Here is a 24,289-nt window from a genome sequence, read left to right on the forward strand (position 1 = left end):
CGCCCCCGTCAGCTCGACCCGTTGAACACCGCCGCACCCGCCACGAGCACCAGGTAGCCGGCCGCCGCGAGCCCCACCACGCGGGTTCGCCGCTGCTCGTCCCACGTGGTGGATCCCAGGACCCACGCCAGCAACGGCAGCAGCAGCACCCCGTGCATGGCCACCCCGTGCGACAACTTCCACGACCCACCGCGTTCGGCGATCATCAACCCCCCGAACGCCAGCGCACCCGCGAGGCTGACCGCCCCGACCCGCACCGCGAGACGCACGCTCGGCGCGAGGTGGGAGGCCCGCAACGAGGCGACCACCAGCGCCACCACCGACACGATGATCATCACGCCGCCGCCGGTCAGCCCGCGCGTGACCAGCGTGTCGAACGTGGTCGCCTCGTTGAAGTGCGACGGGACTCCGCGCCACGCCTGGACGCTGATCAGCGTCACCTCCACCACGGACGCGGCCGTGAGCAGCCAGATCCAAAGCGCCCGCAACCGCACGAACCCGCCCACCCACACGTAGGTGGCCAACGTGAGCCCGAACGACAGCCCGAACGTCACCGGCTTGCGCCACGACACCGGTCCCTCCCAAGGGCCGCCGTCCACGAAGAACACCGCCAGGTGGAACAGCCCCGCCAGGAACAGCACAGCCGCCACCCGGTACGCGACACGCGAAGTCATGACACCTGATGGTGGTCACACGGCGACCTGGCGGCGTGGGGCCTCAAGCGGCAGTGCGGAGTACGTCGCGACGCGTACGTCACCGGTCGCGCACCGGCGCAGACCGGCCCGCGAACCCCTGAGCTACGGCGTCCAGTCCGTGTTGGCCCCGCAGAGGATCACGCACACCGACTCGCCCGGCACCCGGCCGTGCAGCCACGCCGCGAACGGCACCGCCGCCGCGGGTTCGACGGCCAGCCGGAACTCCTCCCACAACCGGTCCCGGGCCGACAGCAGTTCCGCGTCGCTGACCAGCACCGAGGACGCCGAAGCCGCCCGCAGCAGCTCGAACGGCAGCTCGCCCACCCGGGAAGCGCCCAGCGCGGACGCCGCCACCGAGTCGACGGTCGAGTCGACCGGCGCACCGGCCGCCAACGCGCGGTTCAGGCAGCAGCACGTCTCGGGCTCCACGGCCACCACGTGCGGACCGGCCAACGCCGTTCCCGCCGCCAGCCCGCCACCACCGACGGCCACCGCGATCACGTCCACGTCCGGCGCGTCGGCGACCACCTCCGCGCCCACGGTCCCCTGCCCGGCCACCACGTACGGGTCGTTGTACGCCTCCACGTAGAACCCGGGCGCCTCACGTGCCGCCTCGACCGCCTCGGCGTAGGTCGCCCCGGCGCGGATGAGCTTCGCCCCCGCCGCCTCGATCCTCCGCACCTTCCCCTCGGGCGCACCCACCGGCACGTACACGGTCGCCTGCGTGCCGAGCAGCCGGGCGGCGGTGGCCACGCCCAGGCCGTGGTTGCCGCCGGACGCGGTGACCACCCGGTCGGGGACCTCCGCCGCGAGCAGCGTGTTCACCGCGCCGCGCAGCTTGAACGAGCCGGTGAGCTGGAGGTGTTCGAGCTTGAACGCCAACGGCCGCCCGTCGACCTCCACCCGCCACAGCGGTGTGCGGCGGACGTGGGGGCGGATGCGGTCGGCCGCGGCGGCGACGTCGGGGGTCATGCCTCCCAGGATGCCCCTACCCGGCGAACCACTTGTAGACCCACATGACCAGGGTCACCGCGCCGACCACGAAGCACAGCAGCACCACGATCAGGCCGAGCAGCACGAGGATGTTCGTGCCCCACGACGAGTCCCGGTCGTCCGTCTTCGCGAGTTCCGCGCGCACCTGCTCGGCCACCGCGCCCTGTAACGCGCTCAGCCGGATCCGCGCGGTCTCCGTGGTGGCTTCGCCGCTCACCCAGTTCAGCGCCGTCAGCCGGGCTTCCGGTGTGCGGTAGGCGCGTTCGAACGCCGCCGTCTCCGCCTCGTCGCGCTCCTCGGCCAGGTAGCTCCAGCGGCCTGCCTGCGCGGTGTCGCCGAGCACCCGGTAGACGTCGGCGAGCCGATCGCGCAGGTCCAGCCGGTCCGGGTAGCTGGTGACCAGGCCCACCAGCCGTTGCCGGGCACGCAGGACGCCGGCCAGATCACCGCGCTCGACTTCCTCGGAGGCCTTCCGCAGCGTCTGCTCGACCGGCATGACCTACATCGTTCCAGCCCGCGCAACCGTAGGATCGCCCGGTGATCGGGGTGTCGATGGTCGCTTTCGGCCTGGCGTGGTGGCTCGGCCTCTACCTGTTGGTGCGGGATCCGCGCAAGCCGTTGCTGCGACGGGCGTCGGTAGGGCTGCTGGCCTACGCGGCGGCGCTCGCGCTGCCCGTGCCGCCGGTCGTGCTCGCCGTGCCGGCGGTGGCCTGGACGGGCGCGATCGTGTGCTGGCTGCCCGCCCGCTACGACCGCTGGTGGCGGCTGAGCGCGGTGCCGCTGCTGGTGGCCGCGTGGTTCCTGCCCGCCGTCGTGCTGGTGCCGCTGGGCGCGGCGCTGGCGCTCTACCTGCGGAACCGGCGGACGTTGCTGGGCGCGGCGACGTCGATGTTCCTGCTCGGTTCGGCGTTGGTGCTGACCGGCCTCACCCCGTCGGTGTGGCTGATCGCCTCGATCGGGGTGGACCTGCTGCTGTTCGGCGTCCTGGTGGCGGTGCGCGACGCGTTCGACGAGGGCGAGGCGATCCGGGGGGACATGGTGCGCTCGCTGGTCGTGTCGGCGGGCATGGCGGTGGTGTTCGGCGGCCAGGTGGCGCTGTTCCTGGACGACCGGCTCACGCCGCTGCTCTACGGGACGATCGCGGCGGCCATCGCGCTCCAGGTGCTGGCGAACCCGCTCGCGACCTTCGTGGACCGGGTGGCGGTGCCGGCGGTGGCGTCCGAACGGGCCGAGCTGCGGGACGCCGCGGACGCCCTGCCGCGTCGCACGCCGCTGGTCGACGAGGCGGATTTCGTGAAGCTGACCCGGCGGGCGCTGAGCAGTTACGGCGACCTGGGGAAACTGGTCGCGAGCCCGTTGACGGAATTGCCGGTGATCACCGAGCGGCTCGCCGCGCGGGGTGCCGCCGACCAGCCGCTGGAACGCGCCGCCGAATTGAAGACGTTGCTGCTGGAGAGCATCCTCCGGCTCAAGCCGCGCGACGGCGATTTCGGCACCAGCGACGAATGGCGGCACTACAACGCGCTGTACTTCTACTACGTGGTGGGCATCCGGCCGTATTCACGCCGGACGAAGCGGGAAGACCTGGACCCGGAAGCCCGCAGAGCGCTCGCCTGGTTCGTCAACCAGGTGCCCGAGCGGACCCTGCACAACTGGCAGAACGCCGGGGCGAAGCTGGTGGCCGCCGACCTGTCGGCCCAGGTCGCGCGCTGAGGACTGGCAGCCGTTGGCAGCGTTCGACGTCGTGCCGGCAGTGGATCCGGCCCTAACTTCAGGGCCATGACGACGACTCGGCTCCGCAACGACGGTTTCCTCCGCTTCGCCCTCAAGCTCGACGGTGTCGCCTCGGGCGGGCTCGGGCTGCTGGCCCTGCTCATCGACGTGCCACTGGGATTGCCGCGCGGCCTCGTGCTCGGGCTCGGCGCATTCCTCGTGGCTTACGGCGTGGGCGTTTTCCTGCTCGGTGTGAAGCCCGTCCGGCCACTGGTCGGGGTGGTGGTGATCGGCAATTTCGTGTGGGTGTTGGACAGTTTCCTGACCGCTTTCGCCGGGTGGTTCCCGGTGACCGGGCTTGGTGTCTTCCTGATCGTGGCGCAGGCGGTGGCGGTGCTCGGTTTCATCGTCCTGCAGGTGATCGGCCTGCGCCGCTCGGCCTGACCTCGGCCCGACCCCTCCGGCAGCGCGCGGCCCACCCGGCCGCGCGCTTCAGGCTTTCAGCGTGCGGCTGCGGCCCCGGAACTCGGCCACGACCTCGTCGCCCCGCCGCACGGTGATGTCGTAGATGCCGCTGCGACCGGACCGGACCCGTTCCACGGCGGTCGCCACCAGCTCCTCGCCCACCTTCACGGGCGCCAGGAAGTCGATCTCCGCCTGGGCCGCGACCGTCACCGACCCGGCCCGGTTGCAGGCGCACGCGAACGCCGTGTCGGCGAGCAGGAACACGTACCCGCCGTGCGCGATGCCGTGCCCGTTGATCATCCGCTCGGTGATCGTCATGGCCAGTGTGGCGGAACCGTCGGCCAGCTCCAGTGCTCTAATGCCCAGCGCGGTCGACGCGGCGTCGTTGGCGAGCATCTCCGCGGGTCCGTCCATGTCCCGCACCATAGGCGATCGGGGGTCCGATGTTCGGCACGAACCGTCGGGTGGCAGCGTTGCAGGACGCGGTGGCCGCGCTGCGGCAGCAGGTCCGGGCGCTCTCCGCCCAGGTGGAGGCCGCCCGCCCGTTGCCGACCGACACGGCGAGGGTGGAGGCGTTGACGCACGGCGCCCAGAGCGCCCTGACGGCGCTGGAGAGGCGCGGCGAGACTTTCGGCATCGGCCGTCCCCGTTCCGACGGCGTGCTGAACACGGTGTACCGCACGGACGTGCTCGGTTTCGTCGCGGTGTACGTCGGTGCGGGCCTGACGTCGAACGTGCGGCTGCTGGTCGGTCCGGACGACCCACCCACGCAGTGCGTGGGCGTGCTGGATGTCGGGGGCGAGCGCAACTGCTACGCGGGGACCATCGTCCGGCCGGGTGAGTACTGGCTGGCCGAGTCGTCCCGGAAGACGGACGACCCAGCGTTCAAGATCCACTTCACGCCGCTGTTCTGAACGGTTCCGCGGCTCGACGGGATGAGGTCTCGATGTTCGGCTCGGATCGCAGGTCGGATCGCCGGGTGGACGCCTTGCACCACCGGATCGGCGAGTTGGAGCGGCAAGTGGCCGCGCTGGCCGCGCAGGTGCGGGGGAACCGCCCGCTGCCCGCCGACGCGGCCCGGCCGGAGTCGTCGGGCGGTCCGCGCACCGACCACCGGCTGGACACCGTCTACCGGGCCGAGGTGCACGGCTACGTGGCGGTCTACTTCGTCACCGGCCGTGTCGCGCGGGTGCGGCTGCTGGTCGGGACGGACTACCCGCCGACGCGCCTCGTGGGCATGGTGCACGGGTCCGGCGACTCCTACGCGGGCACCGTCGTGCGGCCGGGCGAGTACTGGCTGGCCGAGTCGAACAACAAGCGGCCGAACCTGAGGTTCAACGTGCACTTCACGCCGCTGTTCTGATGTCCCTGCCCGACCTCGGCCGCGCCATCGGCCTGTTCGCCGTCACGAACGTGGACGACATCGTGCTGTTGGCGCTGTTCTTCGCGCGGGGCGTGCCGCCGCCGAAGGTGGCGCTCGGCCAGTACCCGGGGTTCGTGCCGATCGGGTAGACGGTGACGGGGGTGGCGTCGGACCTCCGCCACCCCCGTCACCTGCAGGGATTACCCGGTGAAGCCCTTGAAGATGTTGGTGAACTCGTACTGCGACTGCGGGATGCTGCTGCACGTCGGGGAGATGCCGCCGCCGGGGCAGGAGCCGTTGTCGCGACCCACCGACCAGAACCCGAGCAGGCCGATCTTGTTCGCGTTCGCCCAGCTCACCAGCTTGTTCGCGTGGGCCTGGGTGAAGATCTTGCCGTTGAAGTTGCGGCCGATCATCGGGGTCACGCCGAGCAGGCGCTTGAGCTCCGCATCGGACTTGCCCGGCCAGATCGTCTTCATCTGCCGCAGCGAGCTCTCCGCCGCCGCGATCACCGCGTCGCCCCAGTCGGCGCGCGAGGAGCCGAACTCCATGGTCATCGGGTTCACCAGCACGGTGAGGCCCTTGGCCGCCGCGTTCTGCAGGATCTGCACCGAGTACGGGTCCATGCCGTAGTCGTCGCCCTGCACGCGCATCGTGTAGCTGATGGACGTGCCGCGCTCGGTCTGGAGCTTCTTCAGCGCCGTGTTGACCATGTCGTGCGGGATGGACGCTTCGACGTCGACGTCCAGGTGGTTGCTGCCGACCGCGTCCAGGACCTTCTTGTACGCGCCGAGCAGGGCGTCGGCGGTGGAGCACGAGTACTCCAGGTACGGTCCGGCCGCGCCGCCGGTCGCCACGATCACGTCGCCGCCCAGGGCCTTCAGCGCCTTGACGTCGTTGATGATCCGGCTGTCGTTGAGCGGGATGGTGCCGCCCCACGACGGGTTGCAGCCGGAGCTGTCGGCCAGCGCGAACGCGAGCGTGAACACCTTCTGGCCCGTCGCGCGGGCCACCGACTCCAGCGACGGCGTGGGCATCGTGATGTCCACGTACGGCGCGGACTTGATGCTGCCGGGCGGCACGGTGGTGGTGGTCGTGCTCGTCGTCGTGGTCGTGCTGGTCGACGTCGTGGTGCTGGTGGACGTCGTGGTCGACGTCGTCGTCGAAGTCGTGGTGGTCGTGCCGCCACCGGCGCAGGGCTGGCCGTTGAGCTTGCAGTTCGACGGCAGGCCGGTGCCACTGGCGAGGAACCCGAACGAGGCGGAGGCCCCGGACGCGACCGCGCCGTTGTACTCGCGGTTGGTGAACGTGTGGTGGTTGCCGGAGCTGGCCAGCGTGGCGTCCCAGTAGGACCCCGGCTTGGTGCCCGCCGGCAGGTCGAACTCCAGTTTCCAGCCGGTCAGCGGCGTGCTGCCGGCGGTGATCGTGTACTTGCCCTGGTAGCCCGAACCCCAGGAGGCGTCCTGGGTGAACACGGCCGTCGGGGTCGCCGCCGCGCCCGCGGGGGCGGCCAGCAGCAGCCCACCGATGACGGTGGCCGCGACACCGGCCGCCAGTGCGGCCAGGCCTTTGCGCTTGTTCGACATCGCACTTGCTCCCGTGGCAGGGGGACGGGTTTGGAAGTGGTGCGGGAGCGCGGGGCGCGGCACGCCCCCACACCACGTCGTGTGCGGTGCCGTCGCAACTGTCAGCACCGACAAGGTGACCGTAGGTGGCCTAGACCACCTCGTCAATGGGTCTAGACCTTTTCTGTCTTCACCCTGTGGAAACCGGGGGTGGGAGACTGTGCCCCGTGGATGCTGCCCCCTGGCCCGCCGGCATTGCGACCGGCATCGGTTCTCTGCCCGGCACGGACCCCCTGGAGGCTGCGCGGATCGTCCTCGGCGAGCTGCCCGACCTCCCCCACCTGCCCGAACTCCCCGCGCGGGGGATCGGGGCGGACGTCGTCGGCCGCACCGCCGGCCTCCTGGTGGACCTGCCGGTGGAGGTCGTGACGTCCGGCTACCGGACCGCCGCGCACCCTGGTCGGGACCACCGCCGTGCGGTGGACCTGCTGCGCCGCGACCTGGACGCGTTCGAGGAGGCGGCCGACGGGTTGACGCCGTCGGTGGTGAAGGTCCAGGCGGCCGGGCCGTGGACGCTGACCGCCGGCATCGAGCTGGCGCGCGGGCACCGGGTGCTGACCGACAAGGGCGCGCTGCGGGAGTTCGCCGCGTCGCTGACCGAAGGGCTCGCCCGGCACGTGGCCGAGGTGGCGAAGCGGACCGGCGCGCGGGTGGTCGTGCAGCTGGACGAGCCGACGCTGCCCGCCGTGCTGCGCGGTCTGCTGCCCACGCCGTCGAAGCTCGGCACGGTGGCGGCGGTGCCGGAGCCGGACGCGCGGTCGCTGCTCCAGTCCGTGATCGAGGGCGTCGGGGCGGACGTGGTGGTGCACTGCTGCGCGCCCAGGCCGCCGATCACGCTGCTGCGCGAGGCGGGCGCGAAGGCGATCGCGTTCGACGTGAACGTGCTCGACGCGGAGCTGTGGGACCAGGTCGGCGAGGCGTGGGAGGAGCGCACGACGCTGTTCCTGGGTGTGACGCCGAGCGTCGACCCGGGGCACCCGCCCGACCTGCGCTCGGTGGCGAAGCCGGCGCTGGACCTGGCGGACCGCTTGGGTTTCCCGCGATCGGTGCTGGCTTCGCACGCGGTGCCGACACCGTCCTGCGGGCTGGCCGGCGCGACCGCCGCGTGGGTGCGGCGGGCGCTGGCGCTGACCCGGGACGTGGGCAAGGCGTTCGTGGAACCGCCCGAGGAGCGGTGACCGGTTCATCCGAGGCCGGCGACCGGACGGCCCGAGGGCCGGTCACCGAACCGCCCGACGGTCGGCAACGGGTCCGCCCGAGGGCTGGCTACCGGCCCGGCCGGCGGCTAGTCTTCCCCTCAATTAGGGAAGTTTCTTTACTAAGGCCACCGCCGCCGGCCGGAGCGGAGGTTCCATGCGGTTCCCACGATGGGCGCTGGCGCTTGCCCTGATCGGCTCGGTGTCGGCGGTGCCCGCGCACGCGTCGCCGGTCGGACAGGTGCGGCTGGACCAGGTCGGGTACGGCACGTTCGAGTCGAAGCAGGCCTACCTGATGACGCCCTCGGCGGTGGGCGGCCGGTTCTCCGTAATCGACGCGCGGGGTCGCACCGCGTGGTCCGGCCGGGTCGGCGGGTCGCTGGGCGGGTGGAGCGGGAAGTACGCGGCGGTGCAGCCGATCGACTTCTCCGGCCTGGTCAGGGCGGGCACGTACCGGATCAGGGCCGGTGGCGTGACGTCACCGCCGTTCAGGATCGGTGCGGACCTGTTCTCTTCGGTCGCGGACCGCACCGTGGAGTTCTTCCAGGCGCAGCGGGACGGTTCGGACGTCATCCCCGGCAGGTTGGGTCGCAAGCCGGCCCACCTGACCGACCGCGCCGCGACCGTCTACGACACGCCGGTGTTCCGCGGCGACGGCGGCGACGAGCTGGCCGAACCGTTGCGGCCGACGGGCTTGACCGTCGACGTGGAGGGCGGCTGGTTCGACGCGGGCGACTTCGTGAAGTTCACCCACGCCTCCGCGTACTCGACGGCGTCCATGCTGTTCGCTCAGCGCGACGGGGCGAACCCGGCGCTGGCCGCCGAGACCCGGTTCGGCCTGCGGTGGCTGGACAAGGTCTGGGACGCCGACCGGAAGGTGCTCTACGCGCAGGTCGGCATCGGCACCGGCAGCCCCGAGCACGGCTTCGTGGGCGACCACGACGTGTGGCGGCTGCCGGAGGACGACGACCAGCTCGACGTGAAGCCGGGCGACGAGAAGTACTTCATCAAGCACCGCCCCGTCTTCGCGGCCAACAAGCCGGGGGAGCCGATCAGCCCCAACCTGGTCGGCCGCGTCACGGCGTCGTTCGCCCTGGCCGCCCAGATCGAGGCCCGGCGCGACCCCCGGTCGGCCCGTTCCCACCTGGACCAGGCCGCGTCGCTGTTCGCGTCGGCCAAGACCACCGACGTCGGCGAGTTGGTGACGGCGTTCCCGCACGCCTACTACCCGGAGGACTCCTGGGCCGACGACATGGAGTTCGGCGCGACCCAGTTGGCGCTGGCGGGCAAGGCGTTGCGCGACCCGCGTGCCACCGGTTGGGCGCGGGCGGCGACCCACTGGGCGGCGGTCCACCTGGCCAGTGGCGACACCGACACGCTGAACGTCTACAACACCAGTGCCCTGGGGCACTACGACCTGGTGCGCCTGCTGCGCGCCGGCATCCCGGGTGCCGAGGTGACCGAGGCGCAGCTCGTCGGCGACCTCCGGCGACAGCTCCAGTCCGGTGTGGACAGTGCCGCGTCGAGTCCGTTCCGCACGGCGGCGAGCGTGTCGTCGTTCGACGTGGCGACCCGCAGCTTCGGCTTCGCCGCCACCGCGCGGCTCTACCGCGCGCTGACGCGGGACCGCTCGTTCGACGCTTTCGGTGTCCGGCAGCGGAACTTCACGCTGGGCGCGAACGCCTGGGGCACCACGCTCGTCGTGGGCGTCGGCAGCCGGTTCCCGGAGTGCCCGCACCACCAGGCGGCGAACCTGTCCGGCGACCCGGACGGCGGGCACCGGGTGCTGGTCGGCGGCGTGGTCAACGGGCCGAACGCGGCGGAGCTGTTCGCGGACCTGGGTGAGATGCCCGAGGGGGCGATCCCCTGCACCAAGCCCTACACCAGGGAGTTCGACTCGGCGTCGTCGCGGTTCGTGGACGAGTTGACGTCGTGGCCGAGTTCCGAACCGGCGATCGACTTCACCGCGACGGCCGTGCTGGCGTTCTCCCTGGCGTAGGGGGCACGCGTCACAGGCGTTCGAACGGCTCCGCGTACCGGAAGGGCCCGCGCAGGTTCGGGCTGTAGGAGTGCAGGGTCCGCACCTGGAAGTACGGGCCCCACTCCGGGTTCGGCGGCTCGATCCCGCACTGCCCGGCCGGTCGGAAGCCGAAGCGGGAGTAGTACCCCGGGTCGCCGAGCAGGGCCACCAGCGGTTCGCCGAGGGCGTCGGCCGCGCCGAGCACGGCGTGCACCAAGGCCTTGCCGACGCCCTGCCGCTGGTGGTCCGGCCGCACGCCGAGCGGGCCGAGGCCGAGGGCGGGCGCGCCGTTCACGGTGGCCCGCGTGCACACCACGTGCCCGACGACCTCGCCGGTCGGGCTCTCGGCGACCAGGGACAGCGCCGGGATCCAACCGGCGTCACCGCGCAGTTCGGTCACCAGCCAGGCCTCGCCGCCGGGGTTGGCGGCGAACGCGGCGTCGGTGACGTCGGTGATCGCCTTGACGTCGTCTGGTGTCTCGCGTCTGATCAGCACCGGGCGAGCCTACGGCGTCGTCAGGTGCACACCCGACGGCATTTCCGCGCCGCGCAGGAATCCCAGCAGCACGCTCTGGAAAGCCCGCGCGGCGGTGGTCGGGGCCACGTCCGTCCGGTGCGCCAGGCCCACCGTTCGGGTGGTGCTGGGGGCGAGCGGTGTGCCGTGCAGTGACCTGGCCGCGAGCACCGTGCTCGGCACGATGGCCACTCCCAGGCCCACTTCGACGAAGCGCAGCACGGCGTCCATCTCCCCGCCCTCCACCGCGAACTGCGGTTCGAAGCCCGCGCTCCGGCACGCCGCCAGCGTCGTCTCGCGCAGGTCGTAGCCGGGCCGGAACATCACGAGCGGGTGGTTCTCCAGGTCCGTCAGGCGCATCCGGTCGACGCCCAGCGGTTGCGCGGAGGCGACCACGAGTTCCTCCCGCAGGACGGGCACGACGGTCAACGCCCGGTGCGAGTCGGCCGGTGACACGATGACCAGCGCCAGGTCCAGTTCGCCGGCCTCCAGCGCCTGCACCAGGTCCCGTGACCCGCTCTCGGTGACGGCCACCCGGATCCCCGGGTAGGCGTCGTGGTAACGCTTGATGACGTCGGCGAACAGGCTGCCGCACAGGCTCGGCGTCGCCCCGACCCGCACCCGGCCGCGCTTGAGCCCGACCAGCTCGGCGACCTCCAGCCGGGCGGTGTCCACATCGGACAGGATGCGGCCGGCCACCGGCAGCAGCGCCTCGCCGGCCGGGGTGAGCGTGATGTTGCCGCGCGCCCGGCTGAACAGCTCCGCGCCGAGCTCCTTCTCCAGGGCGTGGATCTGCTTGGACAGTGAGGGCTGCGCCACACGGACCTCTTCGGCGGCCTTGGTGAAGTGCCGCGTCCGGGCCACTGCCAGGAAGTACACCAACTGCTGGAGGGTCATAGCCCCAGACTATCGTCGAGCAGCCCACGATGTATTGGACGACTTGTCACGTCGGTTCCTAGCGTCGTGGTCGTGGACACGATCCGGCTCTACCGCAGCACGATCGGCAAGAAGGCCGTCATGGCGGTCACCGGGGCCGCGTTGTTCCTCTACGTCGTCGCGCACATGATCGGGAACCTGGCGGTGTTCGCCGGTCCCGACGCGCTCGACGCGTACGGGCGGTGGCTGCGCGACATCGGGGTGGTGTGGCCGGTACGGGTCGGGCTGCTCGCGGCCGTCGTGCTGCACTTCGTGGCCGCCTACCAGCTGACCGCGCGAGCCCGCCGGGCCCGTGGCCGCTACCGGCACCGACGGGTCGTGCAGGGCTCCTACGCGGCGCGCACGATGCGTTGGGGCGGCGTGATCATCGCGCTGTTCGTGGTCTACCACCTGCTCGACCTCACCGTCGGGGTGCTCAACCCGAACGGTGTGCCGGGCGCGATCCACGCCAACGTCGTCGCCGACTTCCAGCACTGGTACGTGGTGCTGGCCTACACGGTCGCCGTGCTGGCCCTGGGTTTCCACATCCGGCACGGCGTGTGGAGCGCCACCCAGACGTTGGGCGTCACCACGTCACGAGTCGTCGGACTGGGTGTGGCGGTCGTGGTCTGCGCCGGTTTCCTCTCCGTCCCCTTCGCCGTCTTCACCGGATTGGTGAGCTGACATGCCGTTCTACACCGAAGGTTCCCCGATCGCCGACCAGCGCGTGCCGGTCGGCCCGATCGAGTCCCGCTGGGACCTCAGGAGGTTCTCCGCCCGCCTGGTCAACCCGGCGAACCGCCGCCACCGCAGCGTCATCGTCGTGGGCACCGGCCTCGCCGGCGGTGCCGCCGCCGCGACGCTGGGCGAACTCGGGTACCGGGTGAAGTCGTTCTGCTACCAGGACAGCCCGCGCCGCGCGCACAGCATCGCCGCGCAGGGCGGCATCAACGCGGCCAAGAACTACCGCAACGACGGCGACAGCGTGCACCGCCTGTTCTACGACACGGTGAAGGGCGGCGACTTCCGGTCCCGCGAGTCGAACGTGCACCGCCTGGCGCAGATCAGCGTCGAGATCATCGACCAGTGCGTGGCGCAGGGCGTGCCGTTCGCCCGCGAGTACGGCGGCCTGCTGGACACCAGGTCCTTCGGCGGGGCGCAGGTCTCCCGCACGTTCTACGCCCGTGGCCAGACCGGGCAGCAGCTCCTGCTGGGCGCGTACCAGGCGTTGGAACGGCAGGTCGACGCCGGACGGGTCGAGATGCACCCGCGCACGGAGATGCTGGACCTGATCGTCGTGGACGGCCGAGCGCGCGGCATCGTGGTGCGCGACCTGGTGTCCGGCGCGGTGTCGACGCACTTCGCGGACGCCGTGGTGCTGGCGACCGGCGGCTACGGCAACGTGTTCCACCTGTCCACGAACGCCAAGGGCTGCAACACCACCGCGATCTGGCGCGCGCACCGCCGCGGCGCGCTGTTCGCCAACCCGTGCTTCACCCAGATCCACCCGACGTGCATCCCGATCAGCGGCGACCACCAGTCGAAGCTGACGCTGATGAGCGAGTCGCTGCGCAACGACGGCCGGGTGTGGGTGCCCGCGAACCCCCGGGACTCCAGGCCGCCCAACGACATCCCGGAAGCCGAGCGGGACTACTTCCTGGAACGCATGTACCCCAGCTTCGGCAACCTGGTGCCGCGCGACATCGCGTCCCGTGCGGCGAAGAACATCTCCGACGAGAAACGCGGTGTCTACCTGGACTTCGCGGACGCCGTCGAGCGCCTCGGCGCGCTCGCGGTCGAGCAGCGCTACGGCAACCTCTTCGAGATGTACCAGCGGATCACCGGCGAAGACCCGTACCGGGTGCCGATGCGGATCTACCCGGCCGTGCACTACACGATGGGCGGCCTGTGGGTGGACTACGACCTGCGGTCCAACATCCCCGGCCTGTACGTCATCGGGGAGGCCAACTTCTCCGACCACGGCGCGAACCGGCTCGGCGCCAGCGCCCTCATGCAGGGCCTGGCCGACGGCTACTTCGTGCTGCCCGGTGTGATCGGCGACTACCTGGCCGACGCGCCGTTCGAGCCGCTGTCCGAGGACCACCCGGCCGTCGCGGACACCATGTCCGAGGTGCGCGGCCGGGTGAAGACCCTGCTCGCGGTGGACGGCGACCGCACGGTCGAGTCGTTCCACCGCGAGCTGGGGCGCCTGATGTGGGACGAGTGCGGCATGGAACGCGGCGAAGCCGGTCTGCGCAAGGCGTTGGAGCGCATCCCGGAGCTGCGGGAGGAGTTCTGGCAGCGGGTGAAGGTGCCCGGCACGGGCGCGCAGCTCAACCAGGAGCTGGAGAAGGCCGGCCGGGTCGCCGACTTCTTCGAGCTGGCCGAGCTGATGTGCGTCGACGCCCTGCACCGCGAGGAGTCGTGCGGCGGCCACTTCCGCGCCGAGAGCCAGACCCCGGACGGTGAGGCGCTGCGCGACGACGCCCGGTTCTGCTACGTCGCGGCGTGGGAGTTCACCGGTGCCGAACCCGTGCTGCACAAGGAAGAGCTCGTTTTCGAGCACGTCAAGCCGAGCACCCGGAGCTACGCGTGAAACTCACTTTGCGGATCTGGCGGCAGAGCGGCGCCACCGGGCGGCTGGTCGAGTACCCGCTCGACGACCTGTCGCCGGACATGTCGTTCCTGGAAGCGCTGGACGTGCTCAACGAACGGCTCGTGCTGGCCGGTGAGGAACCGGTGGCGTTCGACCACGACTGCCGTGAAGGCATCTGCGGCATGTGCGGGGTGATGATCAACGGTGTCGCGCACGGCCCGCAGAAGGCGACCACGGCGTGCCAGTTGCACCTGCGGCACTTCGAGGACGGCGACGTGCTGACCGTGGAGCCGTGGCGGGCCGAACCGTTCCCGGTGGTGCGGGACCTCGTGGTGGACCGCTCGGCGTTCGACCGGATCGTGGCCGCCGGCGGGTACATCAGCGTGCCGGCGGGCAGCGCGCCGGACGCCCACGCCACGCCCGTGCCGAAGCCGGACGCGGACACCGCGTTCGAGGCGGCGGCGTGCATCGGCTGCGGCGCCTGCGTCGCCGCGTGCCCGAACGGTTCGGCGATGCTGTTCACCGCCGCGAAGGCCACCCACCTCGGGGTCCTGCCACAAGGGCAGCCCGAGCGGTACTCGCGGGCGCGGGACATGGTGGCCGAGCACGACGCGCTGGGGTTCGGCGGCTGCACCAACGCGGGGGAGTGCACCCCGGCGTGCCCCAAGGGGATCCCGCTGATCACGATCGCCCGGCTCAACGCCGACCTGCTGCGCGCTCACACCAGCCGCAGCGACAGGTAGCCGACCGAGCACACCAGCAGCGTCGACAGCAGTCCTAGCAGCAGGGCACGGGGTCCGGTCGCGAGCAGGCCGCGCGGCCGGACCGCCGTGCCGAGCCCGAACATCGCCGCCGCGAACAGCACGGTGGTCGCCGTCCTGGTGACGTCCAGCGCGCCGGCGGGTACCAGCTCCGTCGACCGCAGCACGACCATCGCCAGGAACCCCACCAGGAACAGCGGCACCAGCGGGCCCCGCCGCCGGTTCACGCCCGCCGCGATCGGCGCGAGCAGCGCCACCCGGCTCAGCTTGACCGCCATGGCCGTCGCCGCACCGGCCGTGGGCGCCGCGGCGGCGACCTGCGCCACCTCGTGCACGCTCAGCCCGATCCACTCCGGCGACGCGTCCAGCAGCGGCAGGGTGATCATGGTCAGGGTGCCGAACAGCGTCACCAGGGCGACGCTCGTGGCGACGTGCTCCTCGTCCCGCTCCGACGACACGGCCGCGATCGCCGACGCGCCGCAGATCGAGAACCCGCTGGCCACCAGCACGCACAGGCCGCGGGGCAGTCGCAGGCGCCTGCCCATCCAGAGCGTGCCGAAGAACGTGGCACCGACCGTGACGACCGCCGCGAGCAGGACGCCCGGCCCCAGGTCGACCAGTTGCGGGATGGACAGTTGCAGACCGAGCAGCACCACGCCCGCCCGCAGCAGCCTCCTGGTGACGGGCGCGAGATCGGGCAGTCGTCCACCGACCAGGACCCCCAGCAGCAACGCGGCGATGAGCACGTGACCGAGCCTGTGCCCGCACGAGGGGCGCCGGTAGCCCGCGGTTGACGATGAAGTCATACCCTGGGGCTATGACCGAGCCGCCCGACCTGGCATCGCTGCGGCTGTTGGTCCTGGTCGGAGAGCTGGGAAGCCTCGGTCGGGCCGCGCGGGAACTCGGCATCGCGCAGCCGTCCGCGAGCAAGCGGCTGTCCACCCTGGAGCGCCGCCTGGGCCTGGTGCTGCTCGACCGGGGGCGCCGCGGCTCGGCGTTGACCCCGGCCGGGGTGGTGGTGACCGAACGCGCGCGTCGGGTGCTGGACGAGCTGTCCGGGCTGCTCGCGGGCGCGGAGGCGCTGCGCTCGACCCGGGAAGCCGAACTGCGCGTCGCGGCCAGCATGACCGTGGCCGAGCACCTCGCGCCCGGCTGGATCGGCGAACTCCGCCGCACCCGCCCCGACCTGCACGTCGGCCTGCGGGTGACCAACTCGCAGACCGTGGCGGGCCTGGTGCGCGACGGCGCGGTGGACCTGGGGTTCGTGGAGGCCCCCGGACCGATGACCGGGCTGTCGACGCGGAAGGTGGCCGTGGACCGGCTCGCCGTGGTGGTGCCGCCGGGACACCGCTGGGTCCGCCGGCGGGTGGGGGTCACCGAACTCGCCCGGACCCCGCTGGTCGTCCGGGAACGCGGCTCCGGCACCCGCGACACCCTGGACAAGGCCCTGCCCGACGCCCGCCCGCCCGCGCTCGAACTGGGCTCCACCACGGCCGTGCGCGGCGCGGTGGTCGCCGGCGTCGCGCCCGCCGTGCTGAGCGTGCTGGCGGTGGCGCTGGACCTGGCCGACGGGCGGCTGGTGGAGGTGCCGGTGGACGGCCTGGACCTGCGGCGCGTGCTGCGGGCCGTGTGGCCGGGCGGACGGCGGCTGGTGGGGCCCGCGGCGGAACTCCTCGCGGTCGCCACCCGGCGCGGCCGGTCGTAGTTCAATGGGCGCATGAGCTGGTTCCGCCGACGCACCGAGCCCGCGACGCCGCCCGCGCACCTGCCCAACCCGTCCGAGGCGGCGGTCGCGTTCTGGCGGCGGTGGACCGACCTGCTGCCCACGATCAGCGCGGCCCTCGGCGACGGCGAACCGCACCGCGTGGAGAACGAGCTGTGCGACCTGGTCGCCGCCGTCCACCCGGACCTGCACTTCTCCCTGGAACGCGGCCACCGCGCCATCTACGCGCTGGTGGTCAGCGGCCAGGAGGACCCGCGGCTGCGCCCGTACACCGACGCCTGGATGGCCGCCGCACCGCCCGAGGACATGATCTGGGAGTACCACGACTCGGTGCCGCCCGTGCCCGACCCGACCGGGGTCACCGTCAACCTGGGCGCCAAGCGCATCCGGCTGGCCGACGTGCGGATCGTCGCGCAGGTCACCGACGGGCTCGTCGACGTGGCCGTGTTCCACCCGCTGTTCGCCGAACTGGACGACGCGCAGCGGCGGACCATGACGTTCCTGCCGCTCGACGTCACGCTCGGTGAGCGGCTGGCCGGGGAGCGGCTCGGCCGGGTGGAAACCGCCGCCGCCGAACCGGAAGGCACCATCGACCTGCTGGGGCTGCGCGAACTCGTCCGGGGGCTGACCGGGGATCCCGCCTGAAAATGTCGTACCCGCTGGTTAGGCTCACCCCGTGACCAGCAGCGACTCACTCGACCAGACCAACGGTGCCGTGCAGGGCGTGGAGGACGTCCCGGCCGCCGCGCGGGAGCGCCACGCCGCGCTCGCCGAAGAGGTCCGGGGCCACCAGTTCCGCTACTACGTGCTGGACGCGCCGACGGTCGGTGACGGTGAGTTCGACGAGCTGCTGCGCGAGCTCCAGGCGCTGGAGGAGGAGCACCCCGGCCTGGCCACGCCCGACTCGCCCACCCAGCTGGTCGGCGGCACGTTCTCCACCGAGTTCCGCGCGGTCGACCACCTGGAGCGGATGCTCAGCCTGGACAACGTGTTCTCCCGCGACGAGCTGCTGGCGTGGGTGGAGCGGGTGCGGAAGGAGGTCGGCGAGGGCGTGCACTACCTGTGCGAGCTGAAGATCGACGGCCTGGCCGTCAACCTGCTGTACGAGCGGGGTCGGCTGGTGCGCGCGCTGACCAGGGGCGACGGCCGGACCGGCGAGGACGTGACGCTGAACGTCCGCACGCTCGACAACGTCCCCGAGGTGCTCACCGGGACCGACGAGTACCCGGTGCCCGCGCTGGTGGAGGTGCGCGGCGAGGTGTTCTTCGCCGTGGAGGACTTCCTGGAGCTCAACGCCAAGCTGGTGGAGGCGGGCAGAACACCGTTCGCCAACCCGCGCAACACGGCGGCGGGCTCGCTGCGCCAGAAGGACCCGAAGGTGACGGCGTCGCGGAAGCTGCGGATGATCTGCCACGGCCTGGGCCGGCGCGAGGGCTTCGAGCCGGCCCGGCAGTCCGAGGCGTACGAGGCGCTCAAGGCGTGGGGGATGCCGGTGTCCTCGCACACGAAGGTGCTCGGGACGTTCGACGAGATCAGCGCGCACGTCGAGTACTGGGGCGCGCACCGCCACGACGCCCTGCACGAGATCGACGGCGTGGTGGTGAAGGTCGACGAGGTGACGCTGCAACGCAGGCTGGGCACGACGTCCCGGGCGCCCCGCTGGGCGATCGCGTTCAAGTACCCGCCGGAAGAGGCGACGACGACGCTGCTGGACATCAAGGTCCAGGTGGGGCGGACCGGCAGGGTGACGCCGTTCGCCGTGATGGAGCCCGTCAAGGTGGCCGGTTCGACGGTCGCCAGGGCCACCCTGCACAACGCGAGCGAGGTCAAGCGCAAGGGCGTGCTGATCGGCGACCGGATCGTGATCCGCAAAGCCGGCGACGTCATCCCGGAGGTCCTCGGCCCGGTGGTCGACGCCAGGCCCGACGACGCCCACGAGTTCGAGATGCCCGTGACGTGCCCCGAGTGCGGTCACGCGCTGCGCCCGATGAAGGAAGGCGACGTCGACATCCGCTGCCCCAACGCGGCCGGCTGCCCCGGCCAGCTGCGGGAACGCCTGGCCTACCTGGCTTCCCGCTCGGCGCTGGACATCGAGGTCCTGGGCTTCGAGGCCGCGGCCGCGCTGGTCGAGTCGACGGTGTACGCCGACGAGGGCGACCTGTTCCTGCTGGATGCGGAGAAGCTGTCCGAGGTCGAGCTGTTCCGCACCATCTCCGGCGAGCTGACCGCGAACGCCGTGAAGCTGCTGGACAACCTGGAGGCCGTGAAGCAACGGCCGCTCTGGCGGGTCCTGGTGGCGCTGTCCATCCGCCACGTGGGTCCGACAGCGGCCCGGGCGCTGGCCCAGGAGTTCGGCTCCCTGGACCGGATCAAGTCCGCGTCGGAGGAGGAGTTGGCGGCTGCCGAGGGCGTGGGCCCGACCATCGCGCTGGCCGTGCGCGAGTGGGTGGAGACCCCGTGGCGGCAGGAGATCGTCCGCAAGTGGGCCGAGTCCGGGGTCCGCATGGCCGAGGAGCGGGACGACTCGATCCCCCGCAACCTCGAAGGCCTGTCCATCGTGGTGACGGGGTCGCTGGAGGGGTTCTCGCGGGACGAGGCGAAGGAAGCGATCCTGTCCCGAGGTGGCAAGGCGGCCGGCTCGGTGTCGAAGAAGACCGCGTTCGTGGTGGTGGGCGACTCCCCGGGCACCAAGGCGGACAAGGCACTTCAGCTGAAGGTGCCCGTGCTGGACGAACCGGGCTTCCGCGTCCTGCTGCAGGAAGGTCCGGCCGCCGCCACCAGGGTGGCCACCCTCGCCACCGACGAAGCCCCGACCCCGACCGCCCAAGCCCCGGCCGAGACCGATCGAGCCGTGGCGGACGAAGCTCCGGCGGACCAGACCCCGGCGGACGAAGCCCCCGCCGGCTGAGCCTCAGCCGGCTTGGCCCCCGTAGCCCGGCGAGTGGTGCGAGAACACCGATTCCAGCACCCCTTCACCCCGCGTCAACCCCGGCAGCAGCACCTGCAACTCGCGCACGTGAGCCGCCGGCACGTCCCCCTCCAGCACGCAAACCCCTTCTCGCACGACGGAAGTACGAGGCACCGCCCGCAGCCTGGCCAGCACCGGCGACACGATCCCCAGCACGTCGGCGGGCACCTCCAGCCGGAACGAGTGCACGGGTTCGAGCACCTCCACCCCGGCCCGCGCCAACGCGTTCATCAGCACCAGCGGGGTCAGGTCGCGGAAGTCGCCGGCGGTGCTGGACATGCTCTTGTCGAACGTCCCGTGCGAGTGGCTCTGCCGCGCCCAGTAGCCGGACCGGGTCATCGTCACGACGCAGTCGACGACCTGCCACCCGTGGACGCCGCCACGCCGCAGCGTGTCCCGCACCGCCTCCTCCACCGCGACGAAGAACGCGAACGGCATCGACCCGAGTTCCACCTCCAGCCGGAACTCCACCCCGGACCCGGCGGGAGCGGGGTCGACGCGCAGTCCCACGGTCGCCAGGTACGGGTTGCCGTCGGTGTCGATGACCGCGACGTCCTCCCCGCTGCCGACCGGGCGTTCCAGGCAGATGGTGGTGGTCGCCCGGAACCCCACCTCCAGGCCGGCGTCGGCGAGTTCGGCCTGGAGGACCTCCTTCTGCACCTCCCCGTACAGCGACACGGCGATCTCCCGCCGCCCGTCGTCCTGCCGCAGGTCGATCAGCGGGTCCTGCTCGGCGAGTCGGGTCAGCACGGCGTGCAGCGCACCCGCGTCCTCGGCCCGCGCCGGCACCACGACGGTCTCCAACGTGGGCGGCGCGAACGACGGCCCGGCACCGCGCGCCACGCCGAGCGAGTCGCCGATCCGCACGTCCAGACCCCACACCCGCGCGACGTGCCCGGCGGACACCGACGCCGACCGCTGCGCGGTGCCGCGCGAGAACACGCTGATCGCGGTGACCTTCCCGTGCTCCAGCCGATCACGGACCCGCACCGTCCCGGCGAACATCCGCACGTAGGCGATCTTCTCCCCGGCGGGGCCGCGCTCCACTTTGAACACCGACCCGGACACCGGGGCCGACGCGTCGCCGCACACCGCCGGCAGGAACTCCGGCAGCGCGGCCATCAACGCGTCCACCCCGGCCCCGGTGATCGCCGACCCGGAGAACACCGGGTGCACCACCGCCCGCCGGCTCAACGCGGCGAACGACTCCCGCACCCGCCGGGCGCCGACCCCGCCCTCCACGTACGCGCGCAGCACCGCGTCGTCGTGCCGGGTCACCAGTTCGGTCAGCGCCGCGACACCGGCGGAGACCGGCGCGACGTCCGGGGTGAGCCGTGCGGCGATCTCCCGCACCACCCGCTCCGGATCGGCGCCGGCCCGGTCGGTCTTGTTCACGAACAGCAGGGTGGGGATCCGCAGCCGCCGCAACGCCCGCATCAGCACGCGGGTCTGCGGTTGCACGCCCTCCACCGCGGACACCACGAGCACCGCGCCGTCGAGCACGCCCAACGCCCGTTCCACCTCGGCGATGAAGTCCGGGTGTCCGGGGGTGTCGATCAGGTTCACGGTCACGTCGTCCACGACGAACGACACGACCGCCGACCTGATGGTGATGCCGCGCTGCCGTTCCAGCGCCAGCGAATCGGTCTGCGTCGACCCGTCGTCCACGCTGCCGACCGCGTCGATCACGCCGGCCGCGTGCAGCAGCCGTTCGGTCAGGCTGGTCTTACCGGCGTCGACGTGCGCCAGGATGCCGAGATTCAACGTCCGCACAGAGCTTCATGTCCTCGAGACAGGTGACAGTGACCTTCTGGAAGGGCATGAGAGCTCCGCGCATGATCGCCTCCTCGGCTCGTCCGGTGGTCGCCACTAGATCAGCGGTCCGCCGTGCCGCACAACCGATTTCCGCTCCCCGTCAGCCGGGGAACCGCCGCACCCACTTCTTCTGCCAGGGCGTTTCGACCGCGCGGTGGTTGTAGTGGGCGCGCGTCCAGGCCACCGCTTCACCCGATGGGATGCCGGCCAGCACCGCCAGGCACGAGATGACGGTCCCGGTCCGCCCGACCCCGCCGCCGCACGCGACTTCCACGGCCTCCCCGGCCAGCGCACGGGCGTGCAGGCCCCGGATGAGCCGCACGGCGTCGTCGTGGGACCGGGGCAGCAGGAAGTCGGGCCAGTCGACCCAGTCGTGCGCCCACGCGAACTCCCGGCCGCGTCGCAGCCGCGAGCCGCCGAGGTAGAGCCCGTACGACGGCGCGTCGTCCGGGGTGGGGTGCCGCAGTCCGCGTCCGCGCACGCGGGAGCCGTCGGGGAGTTCGATCGCACCGGCCAACATCCGCCCGATGCTAGCCCCGGGGCCCGACCGGCTGATCCCGACCGGGTGAATCCGGCGCCGGGAGGTGGCTCCACGTGACGTGCCGGGGTGCCACCGATCGGCGGATCCTCGTCGCCGGACCCGCGGAGGTGTGGGGTTGCCCGCGTCGAGATACCCGTCCTGCCTTGATCGGAGCCCCGACCTCGGGTTTGGGTGGAGGACAACGGATCGGGAGGGGAAGCAGATGGCCGATGTCGTGGTGAGGCCCGCGCGCGAGGACGAGTGGGCGGCGGCCGGTGCGGTCACGGTGGAGGCCTACCGCGTCGACCGGTACATCGACAGCCACACCGGCGGGTACGCCGACGAGCTGGCCGACACCCGGGCGCGGGCCCGGGACGCGGAGCTGCTGGTGGCGGTGGACGTGGAGGACACCCTGCTGGGCACGGTGACCATCGCCCGGCCCGGCAGCCCGTACGCGGAAGTCAGCCGATCTGGCGAACTGGAGTTCCGGATGCTCGCGGTCAGCCCCCGCGCACGCGGCCGAGGTGTGGGGGAAGCGCTGGTCAGGGCGGTGATCGCGCGGGCCCGGGAGGTGGGTGCGCGGCGGGTGGTGATGAGCAGCGCCGAGACCATGACCACCGCCCACCGGCTGTACCGGCGGCTGGGGTTCCGGCGCTTCCCGGAACGCGACTGGAACCCGGTGCCGGGGGTGCAGCTGATCGCCTTCGCGTTCAGCCTGGAACTCGCCTGACGCCGCTCGGTGGCTCGCCGGGCGGGCCGGGTCGTGCGAGGCTGGCGGCGTGCTCCAGGTCTGCCTGAACGGTGCCCGCGTGCCCGGAAGCCATCCCGCGCTGCCGGTTACCCCGCAGCAGTTGGCCGCCGACGCCGCCGCGCTCGCCGAGCTCGGCATCACCCACTTCCACCTGCACCCGCGGGACGTGGTGGGGCTGGAGGTGATCGCCGGCCCCGAGGTCGCGACCGCGGTCGCGGTGGTCCGCACCGCCGTGCCGCACGCGGAACTGGGCGTCACCACCGCCGCCTGGATCCAGCCGGACCCGGTGCGGCGGGCCGACTTGGTCAGGGGTTGGGCGGGCCTGTCCGCCGGACGTCCCGACGTGGCCTCGGTGAACGTCCACGAAGACGGCTGGTCGGACGTCGTGCGCGCGTTGCAGGCCGCCGGGGTCGGCATCGAGCTGGGCGTCTTCCACGAGGAAGCCGCCCGCACCCTGGTCCGGGCGGGCCTGCCCGACGGCACCCGCCGCGTCCTCGCCGAGGTCCAGCCGGGCGGGTCGACCGCCGAGGCGGAAGCCGTGCTGCGGCTGCTGGAGCCACTGGGCGCGCCGATCCTGCTGCACGGCGAGGACGACAGCGCGTGGCCCGTCCTGGACCACGCCGCCCGCCGGGGACTGGACACCCGCATCGGCCTGGAGGACACCCTCCGCAACCCGGACGGCAGCCCGACCCGGGACAACGCCGAACTCGTCACCTGCGCACGGCGAGCCATCCGCGCCCACGCCGTCGGCTGACCGGTGCTCCCGGCCCGGAGCCGACCGGGGTGCACCGGGCGGGCAGCGCTCAGTCGGGCAGCACCACGGACACGATCCCGGCCAGGTGCGCCAGCCGCGCCACCTCCGCCGCCCGGAACATCGGCCCACCCGGACGCCCCACCAGCAGCACCCGGTCCGGCTTGCCCAGCGGTGTCGCGGCCAGCTCGGTGCCCAGTTCGCGCCACGTCTCGGGCACCCAGCTCTCCTCGCCGTCCAGCACGGTGGCCCGCGCCAGCGGCATCCACGGCGGGTCCGTCATCCGGGTCTCCGGGGCGGCGGTGGACGCGGTCACCCGGTGCACGCCGGCGCTGTCGTGCGACAGCACCACCGCCCACCCGGCGCGGATGATCTTCGGGACGCCCTCGGTGAACACCTCCAGCCCACGCGCGGGCTCCTCCGCGACCTCTTCGACCAGTTCCAGCTCGCGGTGGGTGTCGAGCACCCCCGCGTACGGGCGCACCGCGTCCACCTCGACCCCGTCGATGGACTCCGCGGCGGTGATCAGCACGTCCGGCAGCCGGCCGGACGGCAGCTCCACCACCAGGTCGTCGATGGCCAGGCCGGCTCCGCGCTCCACCACGTCCACGCTGAGGATGTCGGCCCCGATCTCGCCAAGAGCGGAGGCGACCGCACCCAAGGTGCCGGGACGGTCCGGGAGCTGGACCCGGATCAGGAAGGACACGGTGCACGCCTCCAGGGCTGGGTTCGGGCTTTCCGGCCGATGATTCTCGCAGACGCAGCTTCGCTTTCCGACCCACCGGCCGCGTTGCCCGGCGGTAAAATCCCGCACCCTCGCGCGCGGGCGCGAGAACCCCGTCGGGCCTCGCCCTGACCTGCCAATAGACTCGGTGGGTCCAATCCGAGAAAACCGACCCACGGGG

26 protein-coding genes are annotated in these 24,289 nt (G+C 72.2%); 15 read left to right on the plus strand and 11 right to left on the minus strand.

What is annotated here, in order from left to right:
- Positions 1–8: 8 nt before the first annotated feature.
- The 3 genes from FHS29_RS09685 to FHS29_RS09695 all read right to left on the minus strand — a co-directional run bounded on the left by FHS29_RS09685 (position 9) and on the right by FHS29_RS09695 (position 2,184).
- Entirely contained in the window at positions 9–674 is a 666-nt protein-coding gene (locus tag FHS29_RS09685; protein WP_184690236.1) for a hypothetical protein, read from the minus strand.
- A gap of 123 nt (positions 675–797) precedes the next feature.
- A complete protein-coding gene (locus tag FHS29_RS09690; protein WP_184690237.1) occupies positions 798–1,667 on the minus strand; it encodes a serine/threonine dehydratase in 870 nt (289 codons plus the stop codon).
- Between the two features lie 16 nt (positions 1,668–1,683).
- Positions 1,684–2,184, minus strand: coding sequence for a DUF6584 family protein (locus tag FHS29_RS09695; RefSeq protein WP_184690238.1), 501 nt, complete (start codon positions 2,182–2,184; stop codon positions 1,684–1,686).
- 41 nt (positions 2,185–2,225) lie between these two features.
- Between FHS29_RS09695 and FHS29_RS09700 the strand changes: the two genes are divergently transcribed.
- Complete coding sequence (locus FHS29_RS09700; RefSeq protein ID WP_184690239.1) at positions 2,226–3,401, plus strand: hypothetical protein; 1,176 nt, start codon at positions 2,226–2,228, stop codon at positions 3,399–3,401.
- Between the two features lie 66 nt (positions 3,402–3,467).
- Positions 3,468–3,845: a hypothetical protein gene (locus FHS29_RS09705; RefSeq protein WP_184690240.1), complete on the plus strand. Its 378-nt coding sequence runs from the start codon at positions 3,468–3,470 to the stop codon at positions 3,843–3,845.
- 48 nt (positions 3,846–3,893) lie between these two features.
- Here FHS29_RS09705 and paaI read toward each other — a convergent pair whose 3' ends face one another.
- Complete coding sequence (gene paaI / locus FHS29_RS09710) at positions 3,894–4,280, minus strand: hydroxyphenylacetyl-CoA thioesterase PaaI (RefSeq protein WP_184690241.1); 387 nt, start codon at positions 4,278–4,280, stop codon at positions 3,894–3,896.
- Positions 4,281–4,330: 50 nt separating this feature from the next.
- Between paaI and FHS29_RS09715 the strand changes: the two genes are divergently transcribed.
- The 3 genes from FHS29_RS09715 (at position 4,331) to FHS29_RS09725 (ending at position 5,378) form a co-directional block, all read left to right on the plus strand.
- Positions 4,331–4,780, plus strand: a complete 450-nt coding sequence (locus FHS29_RS09715) for a hypothetical protein (RefSeq protein ID WP_184690242.1) — start codon at positions 4,331–4,333, stop codon at positions 4,778–4,780.
- A gap of 65 nt (positions 4,781–4,845) precedes the next feature.
- On the plus strand, positions 4,846–5,229 hold the full coding sequence (locus FHS29_RS09720; RefSeq protein WP_184690243.1) for a hypothetical protein: 384 nt from the start codon (positions 4,846–4,848) through the stop codon (positions 5,227–5,229).
- Positions 5,229–5,378: a hypothetical protein gene (locus FHS29_RS09725; RefSeq protein WP_184690244.1), complete on the plus strand. Its 150-nt coding sequence runs from the start codon at positions 5,229–5,231 to the stop codon at positions 5,376–5,378. The genes FHS29_RS09720 and FHS29_RS09725 overlap by 1 nt, the downstream gene beginning before the upstream one ends.
- Positions 5,379–5,429: 51 nt before the next feature.
- Here the strand turns inward: FHS29_RS09725 and FHS29_RS09730 are convergent, their stop codons facing one another.
- On the minus strand, positions 5,430–6,815 hold the full coding sequence (locus FHS29_RS09730; RefSeq protein WP_184690245.1) for a cellulose binding domain-containing protein: 1,386 nt from the start codon (positions 6,813–6,815) through the stop codon (positions 5,430–5,432).
- Between the two features lie 206 nt (positions 6,816–7,021).
- Between FHS29_RS09730 and FHS29_RS09735 the strand changes: the two genes are divergently transcribed.
- Positions 7,022–8,032: a methionine synthase gene (locus FHS29_RS09735; RefSeq protein ID WP_184690246.1), complete on the plus strand. Its 1,011-nt coding sequence runs from the start codon at positions 7,022–7,024 to the stop codon at positions 8,030–8,032.
- A gap of 175 nt (positions 8,033–8,207) precedes the next feature.
- Positions 8,208–10,049 (plus strand): glycoside hydrolase family 9 protein, encoded by a 1,842-nt coding sequence (locus FHS29_RS09740; RefSeq protein WP_184690247.1) that lies wholly within the window; start codon positions 8,208–8,210, stop codon positions 10,047–10,049.
- Between the two features lie 10 nt (positions 10,050–10,059).
- On the opposite strand, the gene FHS29_RS09745 is transcribed toward FHS29_RS09740, so the two are convergent.
- Together FHS29_RS09745 and FHS29_RS09750 are read right to left on the minus strand one after the other, a co-directional pair.
- Positions 10,060–10,566 carry a GNAT family N-acetyltransferase gene (locus FHS29_RS09745; RefSeq protein ID WP_184690248.1) on the minus strand — a complete coding sequence of 169 codons (507 nt, stop codon included), beginning with the start codon at positions 10,564–10,566 and terminating at the stop codon, positions 10,060–10,062.
- Positions 10,567–10,575: 9 nt separating this feature from the next.
- Positions 10,576–11,481, minus strand: coding sequence for a LysR family transcriptional regulator (locus FHS29_RS09750; protein ID WP_184690249.1), 906 nt, complete (start codon positions 11,479–11,481; stop codon positions 10,576–10,578).
- 72 nt (positions 11,482–11,553) lie between these two features.
- Here FHS29_RS09750 and FHS29_RS09755 point away from each other — a divergent pair, with 72 nt between their 5' ends.
- From FHS29_RS09755 to FHS29_RS09765, 3 genes are read left to right on the plus strand one after another with little or no spacing between them, the layout of a single operon-like run.
- A complete protein-coding gene (locus FHS29_RS09755) occupies positions 11,554–12,183 on the plus strand; it encodes a succinate dehydrogenase cytochrome b subunit (RefSeq protein ID WP_312864844.1) in 630 nt (209 codons plus the stop codon).
- Position 12,184: 1 nt separating this feature from the next.
- Positions 12,185–14,095, plus strand: coding sequence for a fumarate reductase/succinate dehydrogenase flavoprotein subunit (locus FHS29_RS09760; RefSeq protein WP_184690251.1), 1,911 nt, complete (start codon positions 12,185–12,187; stop codon positions 14,093–14,095).
- Positions 14,092–14,838: a succinate dehydrogenase/fumarate reductase iron-sulfur subunit gene (locus FHS29_RS09765; protein ID WP_184690252.1), complete on the plus strand. Its 747-nt coding sequence runs from the start codon at positions 14,092–14,094 to the stop codon at positions 14,836–14,838. Before FHS29_RS09760 ends, FHS29_RS09765 begins: the two co-directional genes overlap by 4 nt.
- Here the strand turns inward: FHS29_RS09765 and FHS29_RS09770 are convergent.
- Positions 14,814–15,662, minus strand: a complete 849-nt coding sequence (locus FHS29_RS09770) for a YeiH family protein (protein ID WP_184690253.1) — start codon at positions 15,660–15,662, stop codon at positions 14,814–14,816. The two genes, FHS29_RS09765 and FHS29_RS09770, sit on opposite strands and share 25 nt — an antisense overlap.
- Before the next feature lie 11 nt (positions 15,663–15,673).
- Between FHS29_RS09770 and FHS29_RS09775 the strand changes: the two genes are divergently transcribed.
- The 3 genes from FHS29_RS09775 to ligA are packed head-to-tail and all read left to right on the plus strand — an operon-like array spanning position 15,674 to position 19,487.
- Positions 15,674–16,561, plus strand: a complete 888-nt coding sequence (locus tag FHS29_RS09775; protein WP_184690254.1) for a LysR family transcriptional regulator — start codon at positions 15,674–15,676, stop codon at positions 16,559–16,561.
- A 12-nt stretch (positions 16,562–16,573) separates the two neighbouring features.
- On the plus strand, positions 16,574–17,224 hold the full coding sequence (locus tag FHS29_RS09780; protein WP_184690255.1) for a hypothetical protein: 651 nt from the start codon (positions 16,574–16,576) through the stop codon (positions 17,222–17,224).
- 31 nt (positions 17,225–17,255) lie between these two features.
- Positions 17,256–19,487: an NAD-dependent DNA ligase LigA gene (gene ligA / locus FHS29_RS09785; protein WP_184690256.1), complete on the plus strand. Its 2,232-nt coding sequence runs from the start codon at positions 17,256–17,258 to the stop codon at positions 19,485–19,487.
- A gap of 3 nt (positions 19,488–19,490) precedes the next feature.
- On the opposite strand, the gene FHS29_RS09790 is transcribed toward ligA, so the two are convergent.
- Together FHS29_RS09790 and FHS29_RS09795 are read right to left on the minus strand one after the other, a co-directional pair.
- Entirely contained in the window at positions 19,491–21,320 is a 1,830-nt protein-coding gene (locus tag FHS29_RS09790) for an elongation factor G (protein ID WP_184690257.1), read from the minus strand.
- A 142-nt stretch (positions 21,321–21,462) separates the two neighbouring features.
- Positions 21,463–21,882 (minus strand): phosphatase domain-containing protein, encoded by a 420-nt coding sequence (locus FHS29_RS09795; protein WP_184690258.1) that lies wholly within the window; start codon positions 21,880–21,882, stop codon positions 21,463–21,465.
- A gap of 223 nt (positions 21,883–22,105) precedes the next feature.
- On the opposite strand from FHS29_RS09795, the gene FHS29_RS09800 reads away from it, so the two are divergent.
- Entirely contained in the window at positions 22,106–22,612 is a 507-nt protein-coding gene (locus tag FHS29_RS09800; protein WP_184690259.1) for a GNAT family N-acetyltransferase, read from the plus strand.
- 49 nt (positions 22,613–22,661) lie between these two features.
- Positions 22,662–23,387: a 3-keto-5-aminohexanoate cleavage protein gene (locus FHS29_RS09805; protein ID WP_184690260.1), complete on the plus strand. Its 726-nt coding sequence runs from the start codon at positions 22,662–22,664 to the stop codon at positions 23,385–23,387.
- A gap of 49 nt (positions 23,388–23,436) precedes the next feature.
- Here the strand turns inward: FHS29_RS09805 and FHS29_RS09810 are convergent, their stop codons facing one another.
- The gene (locus FHS29_RS09810) at positions 23,437–24,090 is read right to left on the minus strand and encodes an ACT domain-containing protein (protein ID WP_184690261.1); all 654 of its coding nucleotides are present in this window, start codon (positions 24,088–24,090) and stop codon (positions 23,437–23,439) included.
- Between the last annotated feature and the right edge of the window lie 199 nt (positions 24,091–24,289).

Source organism: Saccharothrix tamanrassetensis (assembly GCF_014203665.1).
Lineage (GTDB): Bacteria > Actinomycetota > Actinomycetes > Mycobacteriales > Pseudonocardiaceae > Actinosynnema > Actinosynnema tamanrassetense.